This window comes from Pseudomonas sp. KH_040, assembly GCF_057839305.1.
In genome coordinates, this window is the sequence record NZ_CM174487.1 from 1,216,724 (window position 1) to 1,241,029 (window position 24,306).

At 58.3% G+C, this 24,306-nt stretch carries 25 protein-coding genes; 18 read left to right on the forward strand and 7 right to left on the reverse strand.

Going from position 1 to position 24,306, the window contains the following annotated elements; genetic code table 11:
• The first annotated feature begins 61 nt into the window (after positions 1-61).
• From rpsP to AC3IUF_RS05305, 5 genes are all read left to right on the forward strand, one after another.
• Positions 62-313, forward strand: coding sequence for a 30S ribosomal protein S16 (gene rpsP, locus AC3IUF_RS05285; RefSeq protein WP_003185073.1), 252 nt, complete (start codon positions 62-64; stop codon positions 311-313).
• A 5-nt stretch (positions 314-318) separates the two neighbouring features.
• Positions 319-855 (forward strand): ribosome maturation factor RimM, encoded by a 537-nt coding sequence (gene rimM / locus AC3IUF_RS05290; protein WP_007908985.1) that lies wholly within the window; start codon positions 319-321, stop codon positions 853-855.
• 2 nt (positions 856-857) lie between these two features.
• Complete coding sequence (gene trmD, locus AC3IUF_RS05295) at positions 858-1,610, forward strand: tRNA (guanosine(37)-N1)-methyltransferase TrmD (protein WP_007908983.1); 753 nt, start codon at positions 858-860, stop codon at positions 1,608-1,610.
• A 45-nt stretch (positions 1,611-1,655) separates the two neighbouring features.
• Positions 1,656-2,006 carry a 50S ribosomal protein L19 gene (gene rplS, locus AC3IUF_RS05300; RefSeq protein WP_003175895.1) on the forward strand — a complete coding sequence of 117 codons (351 nt, stop codon included), beginning with the start codon at positions 1,656-1,658 and terminating at the stop codon, positions 2,004-2,006.
• Between the two features lie 145 nt (positions 2,007-2,151).
• On the forward strand, positions 2,152-2,565 hold the full coding sequence (locus tag AC3IUF_RS05305; protein ID WP_007908981.1) for an acyl-CoA thioesterase: 414 nt from the start codon (positions 2,152-2,154) through the stop codon (positions 2,563-2,565).
• A 114-nt stretch (positions 2,566-2,679) separates the two neighbouring features.
• Here AC3IUF_RS05305 and AC3IUF_RS05310 read toward each other — a convergent pair whose 3' ends face one another.
• Positions 2,680-4,491 (reverse strand): cation:proton antiporter, encoded by a 1,812-nt coding sequence (locus tag AC3IUF_RS05310; protein WP_463542447.1) that lies wholly within the window; start codon positions 4,489-4,491, stop codon positions 2,680-2,682.
• A gap of 108 nt (positions 4,492-4,599) precedes the next feature.
• Between AC3IUF_RS05310 and xerD the strand changes: the two genes are divergently transcribed.
• From xerD to AC3IUF_RS05345, 7 genes are all read left to right on the forward strand, one after another.
• Positions 4,600-5,496, forward strand: coding sequence for a site-specific tyrosine recombinase XerD (gene xerD, locus AC3IUF_RS05315; RefSeq protein WP_007908976.1), 897 nt, complete (start codon positions 4,600-4,602; stop codon positions 5,494-5,496).
• A 241-nt stretch (positions 5,497-5,737) separates the two neighbouring features.
• Complete coding sequence (gene dsbC / locus AC3IUF_RS05320) at positions 5,738-6,469, forward strand: bifunctional protein-disulfide isomerase/oxidoreductase DsbC (RefSeq protein WP_007908974.1); 732 nt, start codon at positions 5,738-5,740, stop codon at positions 6,467-6,469.
• A 130-nt stretch (positions 6,470-6,599) separates the two neighbouring features.
• The gene (locus AC3IUF_RS05325) at positions 6,600-7,904 is read left to right on the forward strand and encodes a homoserine dehydrogenase (RefSeq protein WP_007908972.1); all 1,305 of its coding nucleotides are present in this window, start codon (positions 6,600-6,602) and stop codon (positions 7,902-7,904) included.
• 66 nt (positions 7,905-7,970) lie between these two features.
• A complete protein-coding gene (gene thrC, locus AC3IUF_RS05330) occupies positions 7,971-9,380 on the forward strand; it encodes a threonine synthase (protein ID WP_489280568.1) in 1,410 nt (469 codons plus the stop codon).
• Between the two features lie 120 nt (positions 9,381-9,500).
• The gene (locus tag AC3IUF_RS05335; RefSeq protein ID WP_007908969.1) at positions 9,501-10,874 is read left to right on the forward strand and encodes a transporter substrate-binding domain-containing protein; all 1,374 of its coding nucleotides are present in this window, start codon (positions 9,501-9,503) and stop codon (positions 10,872-10,874) included.
• A gap of 116 nt (positions 10,875-10,990) precedes the next feature.
• Entirely contained in the window at positions 10,991-11,398 is a 408-nt protein-coding gene (locus AC3IUF_RS05340; RefSeq protein WP_489280570.1) for a response regulator, read from the forward strand.
• A 166-nt stretch (positions 11,399-11,564) separates the two neighbouring features.
• Positions 11,565-11,846 (forward strand): DUF3509 domain-containing protein, encoded by a 282-nt coding sequence (locus AC3IUF_RS05345; RefSeq protein ID WP_007908964.1) that lies wholly within the window; start codon positions 11,565-11,567, stop codon positions 11,844-11,846.
• A 176-nt stretch (positions 11,847-12,022) separates the two neighbouring features.
• Here AC3IUF_RS05345 and AC3IUF_RS05350 read toward each other — a convergent pair whose 3' ends face one another.
• Together AC3IUF_RS05350 and AC3IUF_RS05355 are read right to left on the reverse strand one after the other, a co-directional pair.
• Complete coding sequence (locus AC3IUF_RS05350; protein ID WP_489280572.1) at positions 12,023-12,847, reverse strand: TIGR02285 family protein; 825 nt, start codon at positions 12,845-12,847, stop codon at positions 12,023-12,025.
• A gap of 82 nt (positions 12,848-12,929) precedes the next feature.
• Positions 12,930-14,129 (reverse strand): CaiB/BaiF CoA transferase family protein, encoded by a 1,200-nt coding sequence (locus tag AC3IUF_RS05355; RefSeq protein WP_489280574.1) that lies wholly within the window; start codon positions 14,127-14,129, stop codon positions 12,930-12,932.
• Positions 14,130-14,275: 146 nt separating this feature from the next.
• Here AC3IUF_RS05355 and AC3IUF_RS05360 point away from each other — a divergent pair, with 146 nt between their 5' ends.
• From AC3IUF_RS05360 to AC3IUF_RS05370, 3 genes are all read left to right on the forward strand, one after another.
• Positions 14,276-14,818, forward strand: a complete 543-nt coding sequence (locus AC3IUF_RS05360) for a YaeQ family protein (protein WP_007908961.1) — start codon at positions 14,276-14,278, stop codon at positions 14,816-14,818.
• Between the two features lie 55 nt (positions 14,819-14,873).
• The gene (gene recJ, locus AC3IUF_RS05365) at positions 14,874-16,583 is read left to right on the forward strand and encodes a single-stranded-DNA-specific exonuclease RecJ (RefSeq protein ID WP_007908960.1); all 1,710 of its coding nucleotides are present in this window, start codon (positions 14,874-14,876) and stop codon (positions 16,581-16,583) included.
• A gap of 270 nt (positions 16,584-16,853) precedes the next feature.
• Positions 16,854-17,960: an NADH:flavin oxidoreductase/NADH oxidase gene (locus AC3IUF_RS05370; RefSeq protein WP_489280575.1), complete on the forward strand. Its 1,107-nt coding sequence runs from the start codon at positions 16,854-16,856 to the stop codon at positions 17,958-17,960.
• Positions 17,961-18,162: 202 nt separating this feature from the next.
• On the opposite strand, the gene AC3IUF_RS05375 is transcribed toward AC3IUF_RS05370, so the two are convergent.
• Positions 18,163-19,791: a glucan biosynthesis protein D gene (locus AC3IUF_RS05375; RefSeq protein WP_489280576.1), complete on the reverse strand. Its 1,629-nt coding sequence runs from the start codon at positions 19,789-19,791 to the stop codon at positions 18,163-18,165.
• A gap of 392 nt (positions 19,792-20,183) precedes the next feature.
• Here AC3IUF_RS05375 and AC3IUF_RS05380 point away from each other — a divergent pair, with 392 nt between their 5' ends.
• Positions 20,184-20,369 carry a hypothetical protein gene (locus AC3IUF_RS05380; protein WP_007908956.1) on the forward strand — a complete coding sequence of 62 codons (186 nt, stop codon included), beginning with the start codon at positions 20,184-20,186 and terminating at the stop codon, positions 20,367-20,369.
• Here the strand turns inward: AC3IUF_RS05380 and AC3IUF_RS05385 are convergent.
• Together AC3IUF_RS05385 and AC3IUF_RS05390 are read right to left on the reverse strand one after the other, a co-directional pair.
• Entirely contained in the window at positions 20,366-20,572 is a 207-nt protein-coding gene (locus AC3IUF_RS05385) for a hypothetical protein (RefSeq protein ID WP_007908954.1), read from the reverse strand. The genes AC3IUF_RS05380 and AC3IUF_RS05385 overlap by 4 nt on opposite strands.
• Before the next feature lie 84 nt (positions 20,573-20,656).
• Entirely contained in the window at positions 20,657-21,169 is a 513-nt protein-coding gene (locus tag AC3IUF_RS05390; protein ID WP_489280578.1) for a BRO-N domain-containing protein, read from the reverse strand.
• A 347-nt stretch (positions 21,170-21,516) separates the two neighbouring features.
• Here AC3IUF_RS05390 and AC3IUF_RS05395 point away from each other — a divergent pair, with 347 nt between their 5' ends.
• Positions 21,517-22,098 (forward strand): ComF family protein, encoded by a 582-nt coding sequence (locus tag AC3IUF_RS05395; protein WP_007908952.1) that lies wholly within the window; start codon positions 21,517-21,519, stop codon positions 22,096-22,098.
• A gap of 5 nt (positions 22,099-22,103) precedes the next feature.
• Entirely contained in the window at positions 22,104-22,661 is a 558-nt protein-coding gene (locus AC3IUF_RS05400; RefSeq protein WP_007908951.1) for a hypothetical protein, read from the forward strand.
• A gap of 58 nt (positions 22,662-22,719) precedes the next feature.
• Here AC3IUF_RS05400 and AC3IUF_RS05405 read toward each other — a convergent pair whose 3' ends face one another.
• Positions 22,720-24,204 (reverse strand): APC family permease, encoded by a 1,485-nt coding sequence (locus AC3IUF_RS05405; protein WP_077571272.1) that lies wholly within the window; start codon positions 24,202-24,204, stop codon positions 22,720-22,722.
• Positions 24,205-24,306: the final 102 nt, after the last annotated feature.

A 24,306-nucleotide genomic window follows, 5' to 3' on the forward strand; every position in this document is an offset into this window, starting at 1 on the left:
CGGGCACCCATGCCCGCTGTGCATTTAGATTTGCAGCACCGACTACAGGAACGATGTTCACATGCTAACAATCCGTCTTGCCCTTGGCGGCTCCAAAAAGCGCCCGTTTTACCACCTGACCGTAACCGACTCGCGTAACCCGCGTGACGGCTCCCACAAAGAACAGGTTGGTTTCTTCAACCCTGTTGCCCGTGGTCAGGAAATCCGTCTGTCCGTGAACCAAGAGCGCGTAGCCTACTGGCTGAGCGTTGGTGCACAGCCTTCTGAGCGTGTTGCTCAGTTGCTGAAGGAATCTGCAAAGGCTGCGGCCTGAGCAATATGAACGCGACGCCTGCTGTTGCCGATGATTTGATCGTTATTGGCAAAATTTATTCTGTTCATGGCGTTCGCGGCGAAGTGAAGGTTTATTCCTTTACTGATCCGACTGAAAACCTGTTGCAGTACAAAACCTGGACGCTCAAGCGTGAAGGCAATGTCAAACAGGTCGAGCTGGTCAGTGGACGCGGGAGCGATAAGTTCCTGGTCGCAAAGCTCAAGGGTCTTGATGATCGTGAAGAAGCTCGTCTTCTGGCCGGTTATGAGATCTGCGTGCCGCGCAACCTGTTCCCTGAATTGACCGACGGCGAGTACTACTGGTACCAGCTGGAAGGTCTGAAGGTTATCGATCAACTGGGGCAAATGCTCGGGAAAGTCGATCATCTTCTGGAAACCGGCGCCAATGATGTAATGGTAGTCAAGCCTTGCGCTGGCAGCCTGGATGATCGCGAACGCTTGTTGCCCTATACGGCGCAATGTGTGTTGGCCGTTGACCTGGCCGCGGGCGAGATGAAGGTGGATTGGGACGCGGACTTCTAAGCGTGGCTAACTTGCGCGTAGAAGTGATCAGTTTGTTTCCCGAGATGTTTTCCGCCATCGGCGACTACGGCATCACCAGTCGAGCGGTCAAACAGGGGCTCTTGCAGCTGACCTGTTGGAACCCGCGGGATTACACGACGGATCGGCATCACACTGTGGACGATCGCCCGTTTGGCGGTGGTCCGGGCATGGTGATGAAGATCAAGCCCCTGGAAGATGCTCTGGTTCAGGCCAAGGCAGCAGCCGGGGAGGCGGCGAAGGTGATTTACCTGTCCCCCCAAGGCCGTCAACTGAATCAGTCGGCGGTACGCGAGCTGGCACAATCGGATGCATTGATCCTGATTGCCGGCCGTTATGAAGGCATTGACGAGCGCTTTATTGAGGCTCATGTCGATGAAGAGTGGTCGATTGGCGACTATGTACTGTCTGGCGGCGAGCTGCCGGCGATGGTCCTGATCGATGCGGTTACACGACTGCTGCCTGGAGCTTTAGGGCATGCGGATTCCGCTGAGGAAGATTCCTTTACGGATGGTCTGCTGGATTGCCCGCACTACACCCGACCTGAGGTGTATGCGGATCAGCGTGTTCCCGACGTGTTGCTGAGTGGCAATCACGCGCATATCCGGCGTTGGCGTTTACAGCAGTCCCTTGGTAGGACCTTTGAACGACGCGCCGATCTTCTGGAAAGCCGCTCGCTTTCTGGAGAAGAGAAGAAGCTGCTCGAGGAATACATCCGCGAGCGGGACGATAGTTAACAACGTATCGATGGTAGATCGAACGATTTACCTTAGGAGCACAGCATGACCAACAAAATCATCCTTGCACTCGAAGCAGAGCAGATGACCAAAGAAATCCCTACCTTCGCCCCAGGCGACACTATTGTCGTTCAGGTGAAAGTGAAGGAAGGCGATCGTTCCCGTCTGCAAGCGTTCGAAGGCGTTGTAATCGCCAAGCGTAACCGCGGCGTGAACAGTGCGTTCACCGTTCGTAAAATCTCCAACGGTGTTGGCGTAGAACGTACTTTCCAGACCTACTCCCCGCAGATCGACAGCATGGCTGTTAAACGTCGCGGTGACGTACGTAAAGCCAAGCTGTACTACCTGCGCGACCTGTCGGGTAAAGCAGCTCGCATCAAGGAAAAACTGGCTTAAGTCCAGCTTCCGATGCAGAAAAAAGCAGCCTACGGGCTGCTTTTTTGTTGCCCGCAATAAAACTGCCCCCATCCTGTAGGAGCTGCCGAAGGCTGCGATCTTTTGATCTTGCTTGTATTCGGAAGCCAGATATCGAGTCTATTTCATGACCACCCGCGACCAGGAAATCCAGCGCCGCACCGAACTCTCGGTGACTCGCGTAACCAAGGCTGTCTTCCCGCCGACCACCAACCACCACAACACCCTGTTCGGCGGCACTGCGCTGGCGTGGATGGATGAGGTGTCGTTCATTACCGCCACCCGTTTCTGCCGATTGCCGTTGGTGACTGTGTCCACCGACCGCATCGACTTCAATCATGCGATCCCGGCCGGGTCCATCGTTGAATTGGTCGGGAAGGTGATCAAGGTCGGCAACACCAGCCTCAAGGTCGAGGTAGAAGTCTTTGTTGAGAGCATGAGCTGTGATGGTCGCGAGAAGGCCATTCACGGGCAGTTCAGCTTCGTTGCCATCGACGACGACAAGCGACCGGTGCCGGTGCTGCCGGGGTTTGCGGCTTGATCTGATACCGCGTTGCGGCTATCGCTGGCAAGCCAGCTCCCACAGGTTATGTGTCGAGCATAAAAGCTGTGAACTACACGATATCTGTGGGAGCTGGCTTGCCAGCGATTCGATTTAAGCAGCGCCGCCGTTCTCAGGCTGAATCAACGCCAACAACGTCCACCCCGGCCCAGGTTTCACGGTAGTCTCCGGCGTCACCACATGCACCCAGCCACTGTCATCGCGCATGAACAACAACGTGGCGCGATTCCCGTGCAGTGCGCGGTAATCCTCCCAGCCAAACCCATCCGTCAATGTCGTGCTGTACAACTCGGCGCCCTGACCCATCTGACTGGCCAACTTCGCGTAAGTAAACGCCTCGCTGCCCAACTGATTGCCTCGATGTTCCAGACTCGCCCGATGTTTATCGCTGCGCCGACTCTCATGACCGCTGGCCAGACCGAACAAACGCTGATGCCCAAAGTCATGACGGAACCGCATCGCCGCCAAGGTATTGAGTTCACCCGACGGCGACAGCGCCAGCAGATGCCCCAGCCCGACCAGATCCAGATGCGCATCGGCATGTTGCGAGGCCGGATTGCCAAAGTACGTCGGCAACCCTTCCATGCGCGCCGCACGAATATTCTCCCAGCTCGAATCGGTCAGCAGCACGCGGCTGCCCAGTTGCTGCAGCGATTTGCCCAACTCCCGCGCCGGGCCGTTCGCGCCGACAATCAGGAAGCCGCTCGGCGCGGGTTCCGCGACTTTCAGCAAGCGTGCCAGCGGTCGTGCGGTCGCGCTCTGCAGCACAACGGTGCCGATAATCACCGCAAACGTCAGCGGCACCAGCAGTAACGCGCCCTCGTGACCGGCCTCATGCAGACGAATCGCAAAAATCGCCGAAACCGCCGCCGCAACGATCCCGCGTGGCGCAATCCAGCACAATAGCGCTCGCTCTCGCCAGCTCAGGCTGGATCCGGCAGTGCTCAGCAGCACGTTCAGCGGCCGGGCGATTAACTGAATCACCAACAGCAGAATCAGCACCAGCGGCCCCAGTCCGATCAGGGCATACAGATCCAGGCGCGCCGCCAACAGAATGAACAACCCGGAAATCAGCAGCACGCTGAGGTTTTCCTTGAAGTGCAGGATGTGCCGTACATCCACGCCCTTCATGTTCGCCAGCCACATGCCCATCAATGTCACCGCCAACAGTCCCGACTCGTGCATCACGGTGTTCGAAGCAATGAAAATCCCCAGCACCGCTGCCAGCGAAGCGAGGTTATGCAGATACTCCGGCAGCCATTGCCGGCGAATCACCGTACCGAGCAGCCAGCCACCGACAACGCCGAACACCGCGCCGCAGAGAATCACGCCGCCAAAGGTGAACAGACTCTGCTTGAGGCCATGCCCCTCAGCGCTGGCAATGATGAAGCTGTAGACCACCACAGCGAGGAGGGCGCCGATCGGGTCGATGACGATGCCTTCCCAGCGCAGAATGTTGGCGATCGAGGCTTTCGGTCGCACCACGCGCAGCATCGGCACAATCACGGTCGGGCCGGTGACCAGCGTCAGGCTGCCGAACAGGATGGCCAGCATCCAGTCGAAGCCGAGCAGGAAGTGTGTAGCGACGGCGATGACGATCCAGGTCGAAATCGCACCGATGGTCACCAGGCGATGAACCACACTGCCGATCTCTTTCCACTCCGACAGGTGCAGGGTCAGGCTACCTTCGAACAGAATCAGCGCCACCGCCAGCGACACCAACGGCATCAGCAGCGGCCCGAACATTTCCTGCGGATCGAGCCAGCCGAGCACCGGGCCGACCAGAATGCCGGTCAGCAACAGAAACAGAATCGCCGGCAGCTTCAGGCGCCAAGCCAGCCATTGGCAACCCAGCGCCGCTGCGCCGATCCCGCCAAACGCCAAGAGAATTTGCTGCTCGTTCATTGATGCTCCCTGTTCCTTGAATTAGCCGGCTATGAAAGACTAGCGCCCATTCCTACAGTTCACTCTACATTTGCGCACAGTCCATGAGGCTGTGTGTCTTGAGCGCCCATGCCTGCCATCGACCATCCGCTGATTGACCAATTCCTCGACGCTCTATGGCTGGAGAAAGGCCTGTCCGATAATACCCGTGGCGCTTATCGTAGCGACCTGGCGCTGTTCAATGGCTGGTTGCAGGAGAAAAATCTGCAGCTGATCAACGCCGGTCGCGAGCTGATCCTCGATCATTTGGCCTGGCGATTGGAGCAGAACTACAAACCGCGCTCCACAGCCAGATTCCTCTCCGGGGTGCGTGGCTTTTATCGCTATCTGCTGCGGGAAAAGCTGATCAGCGTCGACCCGACGTTGCGCGTCGACATGCCGCAACTCGGTAGGCCGTTGCCTAAGTCCCTGTCGGAAGCCGACGTCGAAGCCCTGCTCAAAGCACCGGATCTGAGCGAAGCGATCGGCCAGCGTGACCGCGCCATGCTTGAAGTGCTGTACGCATGCGGTTTGCGGGTGACGGAACTGGTCAGTCTGACGCTGGAGCAGGTCAATTTGCGCCAGGGCGTGTTGCGAGTGATGGGCAAGGGCAGCAAGGAGCGCCTGGTGCCGATGGGCGAGGAGGCGATTGTCTGGATCGAGCGTTATATGCGTGATGGCCGTGGCGAACTGCTTGGCGGCCGGCCAAGTGATGTGCTGTTCCCCAGTCAGCGCGGCGAGCAGATGACCCGCCAGACCTTCTGGCACCGGATCAAGCATCAGGCCAAGGTCGCGGGCATCGGCAAGTCGTTGTCGCCGCACACCTTGCGTCACGCGTTTGCCACGCACCTGCTCAACCACGGCGCGGATTTGCGCGTGGTGCAGATGCTGCTCGGCCACAGCGACCTGTCCACCACGCAGATCTACACCCACGTCGCCCGCGCTCGATTGCAGGATCTGCACGCCAAACACCATCCAAGAGGTTAACTCCATACCTTCCCCTGTAGGAGCTGCCGAAGGCTGCGATCTTTTGATCTTGAAAACAAAATCAAAAGATCGCAGCCTTCGGCAGCTCCTACATAAAGCGGTGTGATCTATGGCGACAGGCGCATTCGGCCACCGTGGCCTTATGTGTTAGGCTTTGCCGGTTTGCACGATGGACGGTTATGACCCGGTGTTCCGGCACGGGCGTTCTGATCGTTCCATTTGTCCGCCTTCAGGAGTTCTCATGCGTCTGACCCAGATTTTCGCCGCCGCAGCCATTGCGTTGGTCAGCACCTTTGCCGTCGCCGATGACGCGGCCGACAAAGCCATTCGTCAAAGCCTGGAAAAACTCGAACTCGAGGTTCCGGTAGAAAGCATCAGCGCCAGCCCGTTGCCGGGCATGTACGAAGTCAAGCTCAAGGGCAGCCGCGTGCTCTACGCCAGCGCCGACGGCCAGTACATCGTTCAGGGTTACCTGTTCCAGCTCAAGGACGGCAAACCGGTCAACCTGACCGAGAAGACCGAACGCCTGGGCATCTCCAAACTGATCAATGCCATCCCGGTGGCCGAAACCGTGGTTTATCCGGCCGTGGGCGAAACCAAATCGCACATCACCGTGTTCACCGACACCACCTGCCCGTACTGCCACAAACTGCACGCCGAAGTGCCTGAGCTGAACAAGCGCGGCATTGAAGTGCGCTACGTCGCGTTCCCGCGCCAGGGTCTGAACTCGCCGGGCGATGAGCAGTTGCAAGCCGTGTGGTGCTCGAAAGACAAGAAAGCCGCGATGGACAAAATGGTCGATGGCAAGGAAATCAAGGCCGCCAAGTGCGATAACCCGGTTTCCAAACAGTTCGCCCTCGGTCAGTCGATCGGCGTGAACGGCACACCGGCCATCGTTTTGGCTGACGGACAAGTGATTCCGGGCTACCAGCCTGCGCCACAAGTCGCCAAACTGGCGCTGGGCGCGAAGTAATTCGTATCGTCACGGTCAGCCGTGACGATCATGGTCCGGCAGCAGCATCGCCGGGCCATTAATAGAGAGCCGCGAGCACGCGGTTGTTTTCCGGCCGACCCCGCGTCGGCCGTTTTATGGGGAGTTCACAGTGAATCCGGTCAAAGTAGGCATCTGTGGGTTAGGGACCGTCGGTGGCGGTACCTTCAACGTACTTCAGCGCAACGCCGAGGAAATCGCTCGTCGTGCCGGGCGTGGAATCGAAGTGGCACAAATTGCCATGCGCACGCCAAAGCCTCAGTTCCAGACGACCGGTATTGCGATTACCAACGATGTCTTCGAAGTGGCCACGAACCCTGAGATCGACATCGTCATAGAGCTGATGGGCGGCTACACCGTTGCCCGCGAGCTGGTACTCAAGGCCATCGAGAATGGCAAGCATGTGGTCACCGCGAACAAGGCTCTGATTGCCGTTCACGGTAATGAAATTTTCGCCAAGGCACGCGAGAAAGGCGTGATCGTGGCGTTCGAAGCGGCCGTGGCCGGTGGCATTCCGGTGATCAAGGCGATCCGTGAAGGCCTGTCCGCCAACCGCATCAACTGGGTCGCCGGGATCATCAACGGCACCGGTAACTTCATCCTCACCGAAATGCGCGAGAAGGGCCGTACCTTCGAAGACGTGCTGGCCGAAGCCCAAGCACTGGGTTACGCCGAAGCCGATCCGACCTTCGACGTTGAAGGCATCGACGCCGCGCACAAGCTGACGATTCTGGCCTCCATCGCGTTCGGCATTCCGCTGCAATTCGACAAGGCTTACACCGAAGGCATCACCAAGTTGACCACCGCTGACGTGAATTACGCCGAAGCGCTGGGCTATCGGATCAAGCACCTCGGTGTGGCGCGCAGCACCGCCGCCGGTATCGAGTTGCGCGTACACCCGACGCTGATCCCGGCCGATCGTCTGATCGCCAACGTCAACGGCGTGATGAACGCGGTGATGGTCAACGGTGACGCCGCCGGTTCGACGCTGTTCTACGGTGCTGGCGCCGGCATGGAGCCAACCGCTTCGTCGGTGATCGCCGATCTGGTCGATGTGGTTCGCGCCATGACCTCCGACCCGGAAAACCGTGTACCGCACCTGGCCTTCCAGCCGGATTCGCTGTCGGCCCATCCGATCCTGCCGATCGAAGCCTGCGAAAGCGCTTACTACCTGCGCATTCAGGCCAAGGACCATCCGGGCGTTCTCGCTCAGGTGGCGAGCATCCTCTCGGAGCGCGGCATCAACATCGAGTCGATCATGCAGAAGGAAGTCGAGGAACACGACGGTCTGGTACCGATGATCCTGCTGACCCACCGTGTGGTCGAGCAGCGCATCAACGACGCCATCGCCGCCCTCGAAGCGCTGGCCGGCGTCAACGGTCCGGTTGTGCGGATCCGCGTCGAGCACCTGAACTAAGTTGTTGTCCTGCACCGGCCCCGTGAACGGGGCCGTTGTTGTGAACACTCTCCATTGGAGTCAGTCATGCGTTACATCAGTACCCGCGGCCAGGCACCGGCCCTGAATTTCGAAGACGTCCTGCTGGCCGGTCTCGCCACCGATGGCGGTCTGTACGTTCCGGAAAACCTGCCACGTTTCACCCAGGAAGAGATCGCTTCCTGGGCCGGCCTGCCGTATCACGAACTGGCCTTCCGGGTGATGCGCCCGTTCGTCACCGGCAGCATCCCGGATGCGGATTTCAAAAAGATTCTCGAAGAAACCTACGGTGTGTTCGCCCACAGCGCCGTGGCGCCGCTGCGTCAGCTGAAAGGCAATGAATGGGTGCTGGAGCTGTTCCATGGCCCAACCCTGGCGTTCAAGGACTTCGCTCTGCAACTGCTCGGTCGCTTGCTCGACTACGTGCTGGAAAAGCGCGGCGAGCGCGTCGTCATCGTTGGCGCCACCTCCGGTGATACCGGTTCGGCCGCCATCGAAGGCTGCAAGCACTGCGAAAACGTCGACATCTTCATCCTGCACCCGCACAACCGTGTGTCCGAGGTGCAGCGTCGCCAGATGACCACGATCTTCGGCGAGAACATCCACAACATCGCCATCGAAGGCAACTTCGATGACTGCCAGGAAATGGTCAAGGCGAGCTTCGCCGACCAGAGCTTCCTCAAAGGCACGCGTCTGGTGGCGGTGAACTCGATCAACTGGGCGCGGATCATGGCCCAGATTGTTTACTACTTCCACGCCGCCCTGCAGTTGGGCGGTCCGGCGCGTTCGGTGTCGTTCTCGGTGCCGACCGGCAACTTCGGCGATATCTTCGCCGGTTACCTGGCACGCAACATGGGCCTGCCGATCAACCAGTTGGTCGTCGCCACCAATCGCAACGACATTCTGCACCGCTTCATGAGCGGCAATCAGTACGTCAAGGACACCCTGCACGCCACGCTGTCGCCGTCGATGGACATCATGGTTTCGTCGAACTTCGAACGCCTGCTGTTCGACCTGCACGGTCGCAACGGCGCAGCAATCGCCGGTCTGATGGATTCGTTCAAGCAGGGCGGCGGTTTCAGCGTCGAGCAAGAGCGCTGGACTGAAGCGCGCAAACTGTTCGACTCGCTGGCCGTAGACGATGCGCAGACTTGCGAGACCATCGCCGAAGTCTACGAGCAGACCGGCGAAGTGCTGGATCCGCACACCGCCATCGGCGTCAAAGCTGCGCGCGAATGTCGTCGCAGCCTGGACATTCCAATGGTCATCCTCGGTACCGCGCACCCGGTAAAATTCCCGGATGCGGTGGAGAAAGCCGGTGTAGGAAAAGCGCTCGAGCTACCTGCACATCTTTCTGATTTGTTTGAGCGAAACGAGCGCTGCACCGTTTTGCCAAACGAGCTGAAAGCCGTGCAAGCCTTTGTCAGCCAGCATGGCAACCGCGGCAAGCCGCTTTGAGCCATTAAAAGCTGTCACATTTTGAAGCCCGTCTCCTGACGGGCTTTTTTGTTTCTGCTGCCACACTGCTCGGGTTTTCACCCATGAAGGACGGGTGAGTCGATCACGAAGGAAGTGGCAATGCTGTTTTATAGAGGTTTGAAACCGGCACTGGGTGTATTGTTTTTGTTCGGATTGTTGGCGTTGATGCGCTGCAGCATGGCGGCGCAATTGGCGCTGCACGCTGATGCCGTGACGTCCAGAGTCCAGCCCATCGAACTGGCTCCACACGAGCGTCAATGGATTCGCGACAACCCCAAGGTGACGGTGACGTCGGTGCAGTACCCGTTGTATCTGTTTCAGGATGAGCACGGGCAGTGGAGCGGCTTGAACAACGACGTGCTCAAGCGCATAACGGCGATGACCGGGCTGCAGTTTGAGCATCAGGAGTCGTTCTCAACGGATCACATGCTCGAGCGCCTGGAGAGCGCAGCGGCCGATATCAGTACAACCTTGGCCATGAGCGAGGAGCGCAAGGTGTTTCTGGATTACAGCCACGCCTTCGGTGGCGCGGGCTGGGTATTCGTCGGCCGCGCTGATGCGCCGCGGCTGGAGTCTTTCGAGCAATTGAGCAAACGGGTGCTGGTGCTGCCGGCCCGGCATGCGCTGGAAGACATGATCAGGCGTGACTTCCCCTCGATCGAGATCCGCTCGGTCAAGACTTACGCCGAGGCGCGGGCGCTGGTCGAGAGCGGCGAAGCCTACGCCACCATCGAAAACGAAATTGGCGCACAGCTTTACCCGCTGGGTTTGCTCAAGGTCGGCGGTCTGGTCGAAGGCAAATGGGAAGCGGATAACCTGGCCGTGCGCAAAGGCATGCCAGTGCTTCTGAGTATTCTCAACAAGGCCCTTGAAGCGTTTCCCGCAGCCGAACTGCGGGCGATCCGCCTGAAATGGCTGGAAGGTATTGCACCGGCGCCCGTACCTTCAGTCTGGCAGCAAATGCTTGAATGGGGTTGCTGGGGCATGGTCGGGCTTGGCGTGTTCGGCCTGCTGTCGCTGATATGGAATCGGCGTCTGGCCGCCGTGATCAAACTGCGGCGCGCGGCGGAAAAGGATCTCGGCGATCAACTGGCATTTCAGCATGCGTTGATCGACTCCATGCCGGATCCGGTGTTTGTCCGTGATCTTCAAGGGCGACTGATCATGTGCAATCGTAGCTATGAGGAGGCCCTGTCGGTTCGACTGGATCAGGTGCTGGGGCGCTTGCTGATCGAGGTCAACGCGCTGCCCGAAGCGACGGCGCTGATGTTGCACGATGAATTCATGGTGCAGTTGCGCACGCGCAAATCGCGTTTCAGCAAACGGCGATTGCAGTTCAAGAGTGGCCCCCGTGAGGTCTATCAGTGGACGGTGCCGTTTTACAGCGCCGACGGCAAACTGCGGGGGCTTTTGGGCGGTTGGACAGACATCACTCAGCGCCGTACAGAGAGCGGGTGTCGATGTCTGCAATGAAGATGGGAAATGTCCTATAAGACGTGACTACTTTTCCGATGGGAGGCTTAGGACGGCTGCCCTAGAGTGACAACAACTGCGGTGAGAGTCCGCGATTGTCGCTCCAGAGGTCGCTTATGCGCTCGCTTAAAGTCCTGATACTTGAACCCAATCCGTTCCAGCTGATGGCATTGCATCAAATGCTCAATGCCATTGGCATCTACGACGTACTGACGGCGCCGTCGCTGGCTTCGGCGCTGTCTTCGCTGGACCATCGCGGTGCGGTCGACATCGCTATTTGCGATCCGCAACTCAAGGGCGGCGATGGCCTGGCACTGATCCATCATCTGGCGGTTCAGCATGAGGCGCGTGCGCTGATCATGCTGGGAACGGTGGCTTCGAGCTTGCTGAACGATCTCGAACCCTTGCTGTGCGAACACCACTTGCGGCTGTTGGGGCGCCTGCAAACGCCGGTGTCGGCGGTGTTGATGCGCGGTTTGCTCGACAGTTACCTGATCGCTGCTTCGCCACCCGTGCGGGGTTGACCGGGACGGTTATTTTTCTGTCATCTTCGCCGTGCATGCTCTGACAGACCGGTGACACTCCAGGAACGGGGTAGTCGGTATGCAGAACTTTCTTCTCGGGCCGGTGGTCATTTATTGTGAACACGCCCCAGGCACACAGTTTTCGGACTATTGAGTGGAGATCGAGATGGAAAGTATCAGTCTATTGCTCGGTGAGGCTCTGAGCCCGTATCAGGTTTCGTTGTCTCCAAACGGTTCCCATGGCGAATGCCTGGTGACCTTGAAGAACAGCAGCGGCGCCATTGTGGTGGAACGCGAATTCAATCAGGCACAACTGAGCGACAAGCGCCAACTGACCGATGTCGTTGACGGTTTGCACCGCGACGTTCTGATTGCTGAAGGACGGCTGGAACCGTGTGTGATCGCGGCATTGCGCAACGCAGCACTGGACAAACGTGCGGCGTTGTAAAGATGAAATATTTTTTGTGGGAACCTTCCTGCATCCCTGTCAGTCAGACCCCATAACAGCAGGATCAAGCATTGTGCTCCGGTGCTTGTCGCTTGCTGCTACGGGTCTTTATGTAGGCCACGTTTAACCCCGAGTCGTCTCCCCACTTCTCGGGGTTTCTTTTGTCCGGCGTTTGCCTATTGCGCTGCCTGGTGCTCGAAAAATGTGCGGGCTTCTTCGAGATAATCCTCACGTCGGTCGGTGTCCAGCCAGGCGGCATAGAGCTGATTGAGATGGTCATGGGGCAGGGTGCGCAGCAGTTGGTTGATCTCGCTGATGGCCTGACGTCCCTGGGTGGTGTCGGAACACGCCACGTAGCCTGAGAGATATTTTCCCGTGCCGCGAATCGGATAAAACTCCAGCTCATCCTCGGCGATCTGCGCCTGCCTGGCCTGATAGCGGATTTCCGGCCAGTAACCCAGCACCACCTGCAACCGGCCCAAACGCTGCATCGACAGCAGATTGGTCAGTGCATCGTTACCGTAATGGGGCGTCAGTGCGCCGCTGGGGGCCTGATGCAGAATGTTGTCGATAAATTCGCCATAACTGCGCTCAGCGACCACGCCGACTTTTCTGTCGGTGGCGGTCAGCAACGCCGACAGGTCGACTTCGCCGTCCACCAGATAAGGTTCAAGGACCGAGCGATCTTGCTGGCGCACCACCAGGCCGTTGCTCACGGCGCGAATCGCCGGGATCGAATACGCCACCCACTGTGCGCGCTCTTTGTTCCACAGCAGCGCGGGGTCACAGGCAAACGGGTTTTCATGAAGCATCTGCAGACCACGGGCGCGATTGACCCGCATCAGCGTGTGTTCGTACTGCGGCATGCCGGCGATCAGCAACGGCATCAGTTGATCGATCACACCCTGGCCCTTTTTCGGGCCTTCGAAAATGGTCAGTGGCGGCAGGTCACGCAGCAACCAGATCAGCGTCGGTTTCGCCTGCGCGCCAGTCGACAGCATGAGCAAAAACAACAGGCCGAACAGCCGCCACGTCCACCAGTGATGGGCGCGGTTGGTGTGCGATGTATGCCGGTGTTTCAGCTTAAATGGCTCCGTCTTCGCGCAACTTGGCGATCTGTCTCTCGTCGTAGCCAAGGTCGTGAAGTACCTGCGCATTGTGTTCACCCAGTTGCGGTCCGACCCATTCTGAACTGCCCGGTGTCTCAGAGAGTTTCGGCACAATGCCCGGCATCTTGAAGTCTTTGCCGTCAGGCAGCTTGGCGTGCAGGAACATCTCTCGGGCCAGGTACTGTGGATCGTTGAACATGTCCTCGGCACTGAAGATCCGGCTGGCCGGCACCTCGGCCTGATTGAGCAGGTCGAGCACGCTTTGCAGCGGCAGCGAATTGACCCAGCGATCAATCACGCCATACAGCTCGTCGCGGCGATTATCGCGGCCGTCATTGCTGGCCAGTGTCGGATCGTTGGCCAGATCTTCGCGGCCGATGATCAGCATGAAGCGTTTGAAGATTGCATCGCCATTGGCGCCGATTTGCACGTGTTTGCCGTCGGCGCTGGTGTGAATAGAAGAGGGTGTAATGCCCGGCATGATGTTGCCGGTGCGCTCGCGGATAAAACCGAACACGTCGAACTCCGGCACCATGCTTTCCATCATCGCAAAAATGGCTTCATACAACGCCACATCGACAACCTGACCGGTGCCACCGTTGACCTCACGATGACGCAGCGCCATCAGTGCGCCAATCACGCCCCACAGCGCAGCAATCGAATCGCCGATGGAAATCCCGGTACGCACCGGTGGCCGGTCCTCAAAACCGGTGATGTAACGCAAACCGCCCATGGACTCGCCCACCGCGCCGAAGCCCGGTTGATCTTTCATCGGACCGGTCTGACCGAAACCGGACAGGCGCACCATCACCAGTTTCGGGTTCAAGGCGTGTAGGGTTTCCCAGCTCAGGCCGAGTTTTTCCAGCACACCGGGCCGGAAGTTCTCGATGAGGATGTCCGCTTCACTGAGCAGTTTTTTCAGGATCGCCAAACCGTCAGGGTGTTTGAGGTTCAGCGTCAGCGACTTTTTATTGCGCGCCTGAACGAACCACCACAGCGACGTGCCTTCGTACAGTTTTCGCCATTTGCGCAAGGGATCACCGCCGTCCGGCGATTCGATCTTGATCACTTCGGCGCCGAACTCGCCGCAAATGCGCGAGGCAAACGGCCCGGCAATCAATGTACCCAATTCAATGACTTTCACACCGCTGAGCGGTTTGTTGGCGAACGGCATACTGAATCCTGTAGGACAAGGCTAAGCAGATACAGCGTTTTAACATAGCCGGCTGTCAGACGCCGCAGCTTGATCGCCATCAATTCGATGATTGCCTACCGCATCGGTTAGACTTGCCGACTTTCCTCGTATCAAGAAGCCCGTTCATGGCCCAGCCGTCCACTACCTATAAATTTGAACTGAACCTCACCGACCTCGACCGCAGTGTCTACGAGAGCGTCAAGCAGACCATCGCCCGTCACCCTTCGGAAACCGAAGAGCGCATGACCGTGCGACTGCTGGCCTACGCTCTCTGGTACAACGAGCAGTTGTCGTTCGGCCGTGGTCTGTCAGACGTGGATGAACCTGCGCTGTGGGAAAAGAGCCTAGATGACCGTGTTCTGCACTGGATCGAAGTCGGCCAGCCAGACGCCGACCGTCTGACCTGGTGCTCGCGTCGCACCGAGCGCACCAGCCTGCTGGCCTACGGCAGCCTGCGTGTCTGGGAAACCAAGGTGATCCCGGCGATCAAGAACCTGAAAAACGTCAACATCGCTGCTGTCCCGCAAGAAGTGCTGGAAACCCTGGCCAAGGACATGCCCCGCGTTATCAAGTGGGACGTGATGATCAGCGAAGGGACGATCTTCGTCACCGACGACCGTGGTCAGCACGAAGTCCAGTTGCAATGGCTGCAAGGTGAGCGCGGCTGATCCCGCGTCACCACCGGAATAATCCCACGTAATCAAGAGAAGTCTCCGTCACCCCATGCGTATCGAACCTCGTCAACTGCCTGCCACTCTGCCTTTTCTCGGTGATCTGCCGCCGCTGTTGACCCGCTTGTACGCGGCGCGGGGCGTGCAGTCCGAGGCAGAGCTGGACAAGAGCCTGGCGCGGTTGATCCCGTTCCAGCAACTCAAAGGCATAGACGCAGCGGTAGACCTGCTGGTGACGGCGCTGGAACAACGTCAGCGCATCCTCATCGTCGGCGACTTCGATGCGGACGGCGCGACGGCCAGCACTGTCGGCATGCTCGGTTTGCGCTTGCTCGGTGCGGCGCACGTCGATTATCTGGTGCCGAACCGTTTCGAGTATGGCTACGGCCTGACCCCGGAAATCGTCGAAGTTGCGCTGACCCGCGAGCCGCAATTGCTGATCACCGTCGACAACGGCATCTCCAGCGTCGAAGGCGTGGCAGCAGCCAAGCGTGCGGGTCTGAAGGTCTTGATCACCGACCACCACTTGCCCGGTGATGAGCTGCCGCAGGCCGATGCGCTGGTCAATCCGAACCAGCCCGGTTGCGAATTCCCGAGCAAGGCACTGGCCGGCGTCGGGGTGATTTTTTACGTGTTGATGGCGTTGCGCGCGCGTTTGCGCAGCCTCGGCTGGTACGAGAACAAGCCGCAGCCGAACATCGGTGAACTGCTTGATCTGGTAGCGCTGGGCAGCGTTGCCGACGTGGTGCCGCTGGACGCCAATAACCGGATTCTGGTGCATCAAGGGTTGGAACGAATTCGCGCCGGACGCGCACGGCCGGGGATCAAAGCGATCCTTGAAGTGGCCAAGCGTGACGCTGCACGCATTACTTCCACGGATCTCGGCTTCATCGTCGGCCCGCGCCTCAACGCCGCCGGGCGTCTGGATGATATGAGTCTGGGCATCGAATGCCTGCTCACCGCCGACGCCAACCTGGCCCGGGAAATGGCCGCACAACTGGACGGCATGAATCAGGATCGCAAATCTATCGAGCAGGGCATGCAGCGTGAAGCGCTGGCGCAGCTCAAGGACTTGCCAGTGGAGTCAATGCCGTTTGGTTTGTGCCTGTTCGATCCGGAGTGGCACCAGGGTGTGATAGGCATCCTCGCTTCACGCATGAAAGAACGTTATTTCCGTCCGACCATTGCTTTCGCCGATGCGGGCGATGGTTTGCTCAAGGGCTCGGGACGCTCGGTGCAAGGCTTCCACATTCGTGATGCCTTGAGTGTGGTGGCGGCGCAGCATCCGAACCTGATCGCCAAGTACGGCGGCCACGCAATGGCCGCCGGTCTGACCTTGCCGCAGGAGAATTTTCCGCTTTTTGCCGAGGCCTTTGACGCTGAAGTGCGTAGGCAACTTCGCGAGGAAGACCTGACCGGGCGCATGCTGTCGGACGGCACACTGGCGGTGGAAGAATTCCACCTCGAACTGGCTCGCGCCTTGCGCCATGCCGGGCCTTGGGGGCAGCACTTCCCGGAGCCGTTGTTTCATGGCGTGTTCCAGTTGGTCGAGCAGCGCGTGGTCGGTGAACGTCATCTGAAAGTGGTGCTGAAGAGTGAATGTGGCTCGGTGAAGCTGGATGGTATTGCGTTTGGTATCGACCGGGATATCTGGCCGAATCCAACGATTCAGTGGGTTGAGCTGGCTTACAAACTCGACGTTAATGAGTTTCGGGGTAATGAGACTGTTCAGTTGATGATTGCCCACATCGAACCGCGCTGAAGATCAAAAGATCGCAGCCTGCGGCAGCTCCTACATGGGAATGCGGTTTCCTGTAGGCGCTGCCGAAGGTTCGGGCCGCGATCGGACGATCTTTTCTTGAATTTCCCGCGATCCCCCGTTGTCGACTAGGCTCTAAGCACTGCTTGATTGGCCTTGTGACGTCTTGTCGAATTTTTTGCCCGCGGGGGCGGGTGCTGCGCCTTTTTCCTGTCACTCGTCGACTATTCAAACAGAACCCTGGAGCCTGCCCACTGATTTGAGAGGTGCCCCATGAGTCTGCTGCTTGAACCCTTCACTCTTCGCCAACTGACCTTGCCCAACCGCATCGCCGTGTCACCGATGTGCCAATATTCGAGCGTCGACGGCCTGGCCAACGACTGGCATCTGGTGCACCTCGGCAGCCGCGCCGTGGGCGGTGCCGGCCTGGTCTTCACCGAAGCCACGGCCATTACCGCCGACGGGCGGATCACCGCCGAAGACCTGGGCCTGTGGAACGACGAACAAATCGAACCGCTGCAACGCATTACCCGATTCATCACGTCGCAAGGCGCAGTCGCCGGCATTCAATTGGCCCACGCCGGGCGCAAGGCCAGCACCCATCGGCCGTGGATCGGCAAGCATGGCAGCGTCAAACCGGAAGATGGCGGCTGGACGCCAGTCGGGCCGTCGCCGATTGCTTTCGATCCGCAGCACACGCAACCGAAACAGCTGGATGAGGGGCAGATTGCCGACGTCATTCAGGCGTTTGTCGACGCCGCCAAACGCGCGCTGAAGGCTGGTTTCAGTGTGGTTGAGGTGCATGCGGCGCATGGTTATCTGCTGCATCAGTTTCTCTCGCCGCTGAGCAATCAGCGCCGCGATCAGTACGGTGGTTCGTTTGAAAACCGCATTCGTCTGGTGCTGCAAGTCACTGAAGCGGTGAGAGCGGTCTGGCCTGAGGAATTGCCGGTGTTTGTCCGCGTGTCGGCGACTGACTGGGTGGAAGACGGCTGGAATCCGGACGAAACCGTGGAGCTGGCGCGACGCCTGCACACCCTTGGCGCGGATCTGATCGACGTGTCGTCGGGCGGGACAGCAGCCAACGCTGAAATTCCGGTGGGGCCGGGTTATCAGACGCGTTTCGCCGAGCGTGTGCGCAAGGAGTCAGGCGTCGCCACCGGCACTGTGGGAATGATTACCGAGCCGGCGCAGGCTGAGCACATTCTGCGCACCTGTCAGGCCGACATCATCTTCCTCGCCCGCGAGCTGCTGCGTGATCCGTACTGGCCGCTGCACGCGGACGATGATCTGGGTGGGCGCAAAGCGGTGTGGCCGGCGCAGTACCAGCGTGCGACTCATCGGGATCAGCCGATTCATGAGTCTGATCTGCGCGATTGAGTCAGTCGCGGTAAAGCAAAAAGCCCCGGTCAGTGATGGCCGGGGCTTTGTTTTGTCTGATGATATTTTGTTGAAATACTGCCGTCATCGCTGGCAAGCCAGCTCCCACAGGTTTGGCGTCGTACACAAAAATTGTGATCAACACCAAACACTGTGGGAGCTGGCTTGCCAGCGATGAGGCCCGTGCAGGCGCCTCAAATCATCAAGGGTACTTACGCTTGTCCGGCGCCGGCGGGAAGTACTGGTACAGCCAGGTCTCGCTCAACGTGCGGTCATTGGTGCGAATGAACAAGCGCAGCTCCACCGGCTCCACGCTGTCATTGGTCGGGTACCAGTCGAACAGAATCCGGTAACCCTTGATGTCATCCAGCACCAGCACGCTGAAGTCCTGCACCTTGCCGTTCGAGCAGGTCACCACCGGCTCGATCCCGGTGCCCTGCGGCAGACGATCCAGACCACCACCGGTGAAGTCCACGGCAAAGCGACGGGCCCAAACCGGCGGATAATGCTCGCCCGGTGCCCAGCCCTCAACGAAACCGCCCATGCCGGAACGGGTCGCGTGCACCCGTGCCAACGGCGTACCCACTGGCGGTAATGCGCTCCAGTAAAGCTTGTAGCCATAGTTCAGCGAATCGCCGGCAGCCACCGGTTTTTTCGGTGTCCAGAACGCCACGATGTTATCGAGGGTCTCGCCGGTGGTAGGGATTTCCAGCAGATCGATAGAGCCTTCACCCCACGCCGTGGTCGGTTCTACCCACAGGCTCGGGCGCTTGCTGTACCAGTCGACGGTGTCCTGGTAGTTGGCGAACTCGTGGTCGGTCTGCACCAGACCGAAACCTTTCGGATCGGTGTCGGCAAACGCGTTGAACTGCAGAGTCGCCGGGTTGTTCAGCGGACGGCAGATCCACTCGCCGTTGCCGCGCCACATCGCCAGACGATCCGAGTCGTGGATCTGCGGGTGGATGGTGTCGCACATGCGGCGCTCGTGGGTGCCGCAACTGAACATACTGGTCATCGGCGAGATGCCCAATTGCTCGATCGCCGTGCGCGCATTGATGTGCGCATCGACTTCCATTACCACGCGCTCGGCCTGGCAATCGATGTCGAAACGATAAGCGCCAGTGGCACTTGGCGAGTCGAGCAGGGCATACACCACAAATCGGGTGGCATTCTTGTCCGGGGTCTCGAACCAGAACTTGGTGAAGTCAGGGAATTCTTCGCGTTTTTTCGCGTAAGTGTCGATCGCCAGGCCGCGCGCCGAGAGGCCATATTGGCCAGTGGCGTCTACCGCACGGAAATAGCTGGCACCGAGGAACGACAACACATCGTGACGATCCAGCTCTGGCGCTTTGAACAGCTTGAAGCCGGCAAAACCGAGGTCACCCTTGAGCTGCTGGGTGTCGACTGACGTGTTTTCATAGTTGAACAGTGCCGGGCGGAAATGCACCTCGCGGGCAGTGCGCGTCTTGGCGTCGACGCTGTACATGCGCACCGGCTGACGGAACCCCATGCCGACATGGAAGAACTGCACGTCCAGTTGGCCCTTGTTTTCCTTCCACAGCGAATGCTCGCCGTCGTAGCGGATCGCGTTGAAGTTCTGCGGGGTCATGGTCGCCAGGGTTGGCGGCAGCACCTGTTTGGTGTGCTGATAGGCGCTGCCAGCCAGTTGCTTGGCCTGGCGCTTCAGCGCTTCGAAGTCGAAGGCCTGCGCCTCGCCATCGGCGGCGCCGCCATTGGCCGCCCACGCACGGCTGGCCAGCAGGCCAGTGGCCGAAAGACCGGTGTAAGCCGCAATGGCCATGGACGCTTTGAGCAAATTCCTGCGATGCATAAATACAACCTGTCGTGTGCAATCCCGCGCCGTTCCTGGCACGTGCTGGATCAGAAATAACGGTTCGGACAAGCCTTCGGCCAAACGCAACGGACTATTAACAGATGCCCGCTAGCTTAAACGGTTCGCTCGCAATGCAAAATTCGTTGATTCACCGCGCCAGTGTGTCAATGAAACAAGACATGTCGGTTAAATATCTGACAGGGCATTCTGATTTACACGGCATATCTGCTTTTTTCGACTAATTACTCTAAAAACCGCTTTTCAGCGCCGATTTAATTTCTATTCTATGGGCATGACCGGTGCTGACCGGTAGGGCACACGGCGCTGCTGTAAGGGGCAGGGCGATGTGGTGGTTTAGCAATTCTTTGAAGTATTGAAGGACATCGTCCATGGCAAAAATACAAGGTATCACCGACATGCTGGGCATCTTTCCCTGCCTCGGCAGCGGCCGCAAAAGGCGTCGGCTCAGCTCTGACGAAGTGAAGCTGGTTGAGCGATATCGGGAGCTTTCGGAGAACGACCGGATTGCGATGCGGTACCTGGTGGATGCGATGCGGAGTGTTTCGCGGTTTTAACGCTGGGGTGGGCACCGGGAAAGCCATTTGGCTTTTACGCTGGCCAGGTCAATCAAATTGCCTGCGTCGGCATCGTCGATGCCGACGGCAATGGCTTTCTGAAGCTCGGCACTGTCGTTTAGTTTCAGGTAAGAGATCGCAAAGCTTTCATCGCAGGGAATGACTTCCTCAATCTGAGGAAATTTGAGAACAGTTCTACTCATCTGAATTCAACTCGCTAGAGGGGACACGCTAAACCTGTGGCGAGGGAGCTAGCTTCCTCGCCACAGGTTTTTTGTTTATGAGCCTTAGCTGCAAGTGGCCAGAACCGGATACGGCCGTTGGCCGTGCATTAACTCCGGCACATCCCGCCATTTGACCCACGCCTGCTGTTGCCAGTGCAGCAATGGCACGGTGACGCCTGCCCAATGCATCGAACTCACGCTGGGGTGGTTTTTCACAGAGCTTGAATGGGTTTCGCGCAGCATCGGGATGACTTCATGGCTCAGCCATTGGCGCAGGTGTCGGTTTTCCGGGACGAAGTGATGGACGAGCAGGGCGAACAGGCCGGATTCGCTGACCATCGCGCAATCGATGATTTCGCCGTCCCGACGCAGAAGGACATGGCGACGCTGGTCGGGATCGAGTTTCAGAGTAAGGCGTTCGTTCAGCGGATAGCCCATCAAGCGACCGAGATCCTGAACACAGAACCAGGTTTCGTGATCTTGCATGAAGGCGTGGAGGAAACGCTTGTGGCGGGTGAAGACGACGGGGGTGAAGAAAGCGGAGCTTTCAGAAGGAATTTGTACGTGGTTAGGCATTTTTCGACTCCAATATTGAGAATAGAGCCGCCACTCAAGTGAGTGCGGTCACGCCGTGTTGATATTTATTCCGGCTCCGACACCGGGCCGCTGATTTCGCCGCCGAGAGAAAGCCTATCGGCTAGCCACCTACTACGCCAAGTCGGCTCTATCGATACCTTCTGTAGGAAAGAGGATTTATCTCTGAGGGTCGTATCTGTAGGAAATGCCTGTTTTTGCATAGGTGCCAGCGAGCCCGCCCCTAACCAGTGTTTTTTCCGTTATTTGTTTGAATCTTGCGCATCGCTGCAGATGCTCGGCCCTTGGTTTCAGGGCTCAAAGGATTGTTAGGAGTAACGGAGAATTCAATGAAGGTGTCTCTCAAGCAGATCAACGGCCCTTGGGATCAGGGCTGGGTGCTGGACAAACACATGGTAAGTAGTACCTTTCTTGGCAACGATGATCGCGGACACCCATGCTTCGATAATCAGCGCACTGAGATTGGCGAGGCGACCTACCGGCTCAAATACCAGAAGGACTGGACTCAGGTCAGCCCACTTGCTCAGGCAGTAGCGACAAATGTCTTCCCAAAACTTGATCAGGTCGGGTTTGTAGTGCCTATGCCTGCTTCAAATATTCGTCAGCGACAACCGGTAACTGAGGTTGCCCAGGCGTTGGGACGAATTATCGGTCGGCCGGTTTTCTCGGATTTGCTTCGAAAAGCGACCACGGGAAAGTCGCTCAAGGATTTGCATTCGAAAGCAGACAAGGTTGCTGCGATTGGAGACAGTTTCAGCGTCAATGATGAAATCACCACTGATGGGCGCTGGAATGTTTTGGTTGTAGATGATTTGTTTGATAGCGGGGCGTCCATGGACGCGGCCTGCGCTGTTTTGCGTAAATATCCGAAGGTAGGGAAAATTTACGTCGCAGCGCTAACTTGGAAGTGAATTCAATGACGACTGTATTTATTGCCGGCTCTATCAACATCAAGAACCTTGATCCGAAGGTTAAAGAGCGCATCAATAATATCGTAGCGTCAGATTTTGAGGTGGTGGTGGGTGATGCTGGGGGCGCCGATACCTCCATTCAGGAGTACCTGCTGAGTCTCGAACGATCCAGAACCACGGTGTTCTGCAGCGGTTCGGCGCCGAGGAACAACCTAGGGCACTGGCCCGCCAGAACAGTCGACTCCAAGCATTCCAAAGGGTCGAGAGCTTTCTTCACCGAGAAAGACGTCGTCATGGCCGAAGCGGCTGACTACGGCTTGATGATCTGGGATGCAAAGAGCACCGGTACGCTCAGCAACGTCATTGAATTGTTGTCGAGAAAGAAGAAGTCGCTTGTTTTCGTCAACAAGGAAAAGCAATTCAAAGTAGTCGGAGACGTTAGTCAGCTCGAAGAGTTGATTGCATTCATGTCCGATCACGCCAAGCAAAAAGCCAATGAAAAAATCAAACTGTTCGACCGTATTTCCCTGTTGAAGCACGATCAGGCAGAGCTTTCTTTTTGATGATGTTTCACGGCTTGCCTGAACCCCGGCACCTTGTCGGTGCCGGGATCACAGGCTCTTAGCGACTCACCTTCCACGCATCCCCAGCCGGCGCCTTGCCATGGTCATACGGCTTGCCAATCCACATGTAAACCAAGCCCAACCCAATCACGATCGCAGTACTCAACACCATCGCATAGTTCACATACCAAGCCGCATCCGGCGTACGTGGCCAGGCCATGTTGATGATTGCGCCAACGCCGTACACCAGCGCGCCGATGTTCACCGGCCAGCCCCATGCGCCGAGGGTGAATTTGCCGCTCGGTTTCCAGCCTTTGCTGCGGGCGTACAGTGCGGCCAGGACGATCATCTGGAATGCGAGGTAGATGCCGATGGCGGCGAAGCTGACGATGGTGGCCACGGCGTCTTGCAGGAAGAAGCCGAGGGCGATGATCAGCGCGGGCAAGACGCCGGACACGAACAGCGCAGCAACCGGCACTTGGGTTGTAGGAGAAATCTTTTTCAGCAGTCGGCTGCCGATGACCATTTCATCGCGAGCGTAGGAGTACAGCAGACGGCTCGCCGCGGCTTGCAGGCTGATGACGCAGGAGATGAAGGAAATCATCACCACGCCCATCACCACTTTCGAACCGACCGGACCGAAGGCGTTGTTGAGGATGGTGGTGACCGGGTCTTTGTCGGTGCCGTTGATCACCGCTTGCATGTCCGGCACTGCGAGGATCAGCGCCAGGCAGGCGAACATTGCTGCGATGCCGCCGATGTAGATGGTCATGCGCATGGCCACCGGGATTTTTGCGCTCGGGTTCGGGGTTTCTTCGGCGACGTCGCCGCAGGCCTCGAAGCCGTAGTAGAGGAACATCCCCGCCAACGACGCGGTGAGGAACGCCGGCAGGTATGAGCCGTCGACGCTGATGTCGAAGGTGTTGAACAGCACGCTCAGCGGTTGATGGCGTTCGAATACCAGCAAGTAAACACCGACGATCACTGCGCCAACCAGTTCGCAGAGGAAGCCGAACATAGCGATACGCGCCAGCACTTTGGTGCCGCTGAGGTTGACCAGTGTGGCGAACAGGGTCAGCACCAGGGCTATGACGATGTTGGTGTTGTTGCTTGGCTCGAAACCGAGCATGGCGGCCAGGTACGGGCCAGCGCCGACGGCAACTGCAGCAATGGTGACGCAGAGGGCGATGGAGTAGATCCAGCCGACCATCCATGCCCATTTTTTACCGACCAATCGGCGTGCCCAAGGGTAAACACCGCCGGAAATCGGGAACTGCGAAACCACTTCGCCGAAGATCAGGCACACCAGCAATTGGCCGCAACCGACCAGCAAGTAGGCCCAGAACATCGGTGGGCCGCCGGCGGCGAGGCACAGGCCGAAGAGGGTATAAACCCCTACGACCGGTGACAGATAAGTGAAGCCCAACGCGAAGTTTTCCCACAGGCTCATGCTGCGGTTGAAGTTCGAGGTGTAGCCCAGTTTGCGCAGTTGTTCGGCATCGCTGTCGGCAACGGCTGCGGCGAGATCGGGTGAGGAACTCATGTGTGTTTTGCTCCGTGAAATCGGCAGATTTCGGATGGCCGAAGCCGTGGCGAGGCTTTGCAGGCGCCGCCCGGTTCGGTAGTTATTGTTTTGGTTTCTGTG

Excerpts from the sequence above, each read along its gene's own strand:
- rpsP (WP_003185073.1), top strand. The coding sequence starts at position 62 with ATGCTAACAATCCGTCTTGCCCTTGGCGGCTCCAAAAAGCGCCCGTTT.
- rimM (WP_007908985.1), top strand. The coding sequence starts at position 319 with ATGAACGCGACGCCTGCTGTTGCCGATGATTTGATCGTTATTGGCAAA.
- rplS (WP_003175895.1), top strand. The coding sequence starts at position 1,656 with ATGACCAACAAAATCATCCTTGCACTCGAAGCAGAGCAGATGACCAAA.
- AC3IUF_RS05305 (WP_007908981.1), top strand. The coding sequence starts at position 2,152 with ATGACCACCCGCGACCAGGAAATCCAGCGCCGCACCGAACTCTCGGTG.
- AC3IUF_RS05310 (WP_463542447.1), bottom strand. The coding sequence starts at position 4,491 with ATGAACGAGCAGCAAATTCTCTTGGCGTTTGGCGGGATCGGCGCAGCG.
- xerD (WP_007908976.1), top strand. The coding sequence starts at position 4,600 with ATGCCTGCCATCGACCATCCGCTGATTGACCAATTCCTCGACGCTCTA.
- dsbC (WP_007908974.1), top strand. The coding sequence starts at position 5,738 with ATGCGTCTGACCCAGATTTTCGCCGCCGCAGCCATTGCGTTGGTCAGC.
- thrC (WP_489280568.1), top strand. The coding sequence starts at position 7,971 with ATGCGTTACATCAGTACCCGCGGCCAGGCACCGGCCCTGAATTTCGAA.
- AC3IUF_RS05335 (WP_007908969.1), top strand. The coding sequence starts at position 9,501 with ATGCTGTTTTATAGAGGTTTGAAACCGGCACTGGGTGTATTGTTTTTG.
- AC3IUF_RS05340 (WP_489280570.1), top strand. The coding sequence starts at position 10,991 with ATGCGCTCGCTTAAAGTCCTGATACTTGAACCCAATCCGTTCCAGCTG.
- AC3IUF_RS05345 (WP_007908964.1), top strand. The coding sequence starts at position 11,565 with ATGGAAAGTATCAGTCTATTGCTCGGTGAGGCTCTGAGCCCGTATCAG.
- AC3IUF_RS05350 (WP_489280572.1), bottom strand. The coding sequence starts at position 12,847 with ATGCTGTCGACTGGCGCGCAGGCGAAACCGACGCTGATCTGGTTGCTG.
- AC3IUF_RS05355 (WP_489280574.1), bottom strand. The coding sequence starts at position 14,129 with ATGCCGTTCGCCAACAAACCGCTCAGCGGTGTGAAAGTCATTGAATTG.
- AC3IUF_RS05360 (WP_007908961.1), top strand. The coding sequence starts at position 14,276 with ATGGCCCAGCCGTCCACTACCTATAAATTTGAACTGAACCTCACCGAC.
- recJ (WP_007908960.1), top strand. The coding sequence starts at position 14,874 with ATGCGTATCGAACCTCGTCAACTGCCTGCCACTCTGCCTTTTCTCGGT.
- AC3IUF_RS05370 (WP_489280575.1), top strand. The coding sequence starts at position 16,854 with ATGAGTCTGCTGCTTGAACCCTTCACTCTTCGCCAACTGACCTTGCCC.
- AC3IUF_RS05375 (WP_489280576.1), bottom strand. The coding sequence starts at position 19,791 with ATGCATCGCAGGAATTTGCTCAAAGCGTCCATGGCCATTGCGGCTTAC.
- AC3IUF_RS05380 (WP_007908956.1), top strand. The coding sequence starts at position 20,184 with ATGGCAAAAATACAAGGTATCACCGACATGCTGGGCATCTTTCCCTGC.
- AC3IUF_RS05385 (WP_007908954.1), bottom strand. The coding sequence starts at position 20,572 with ATGAGTAGAACTGTTCTCAAATTTCCTCAGATTGAGGAAGTCATTCCC.
- AC3IUF_RS05390 (WP_489280578.1), bottom strand. The coding sequence starts at position 21,169 with ATGCCTAACCACGTACAAATTCCTTCTGAAAGCTCCGCTTTCTTCACC.
- AC3IUF_RS05395 (WP_007908952.1), top strand. The coding sequence starts at position 21,517 with ATGAAGGTGTCTCTCAAGCAGATCAACGGCCCTTGGGATCAGGGCTGG.
- AC3IUF_RS05400 (WP_007908951.1), top strand. The coding sequence starts at position 22,104 with ATGACGACTGTATTTATTGCCGGCTCTATCAACATCAAGAACCTTGAT.
- AC3IUF_RS05405 (WP_077571272.1), bottom strand. The coding sequence starts at position 24,204 with ATGAGTTCCTCACCCGATCTCGCCGCAGCCGTTGCCGACAGCGATGCC.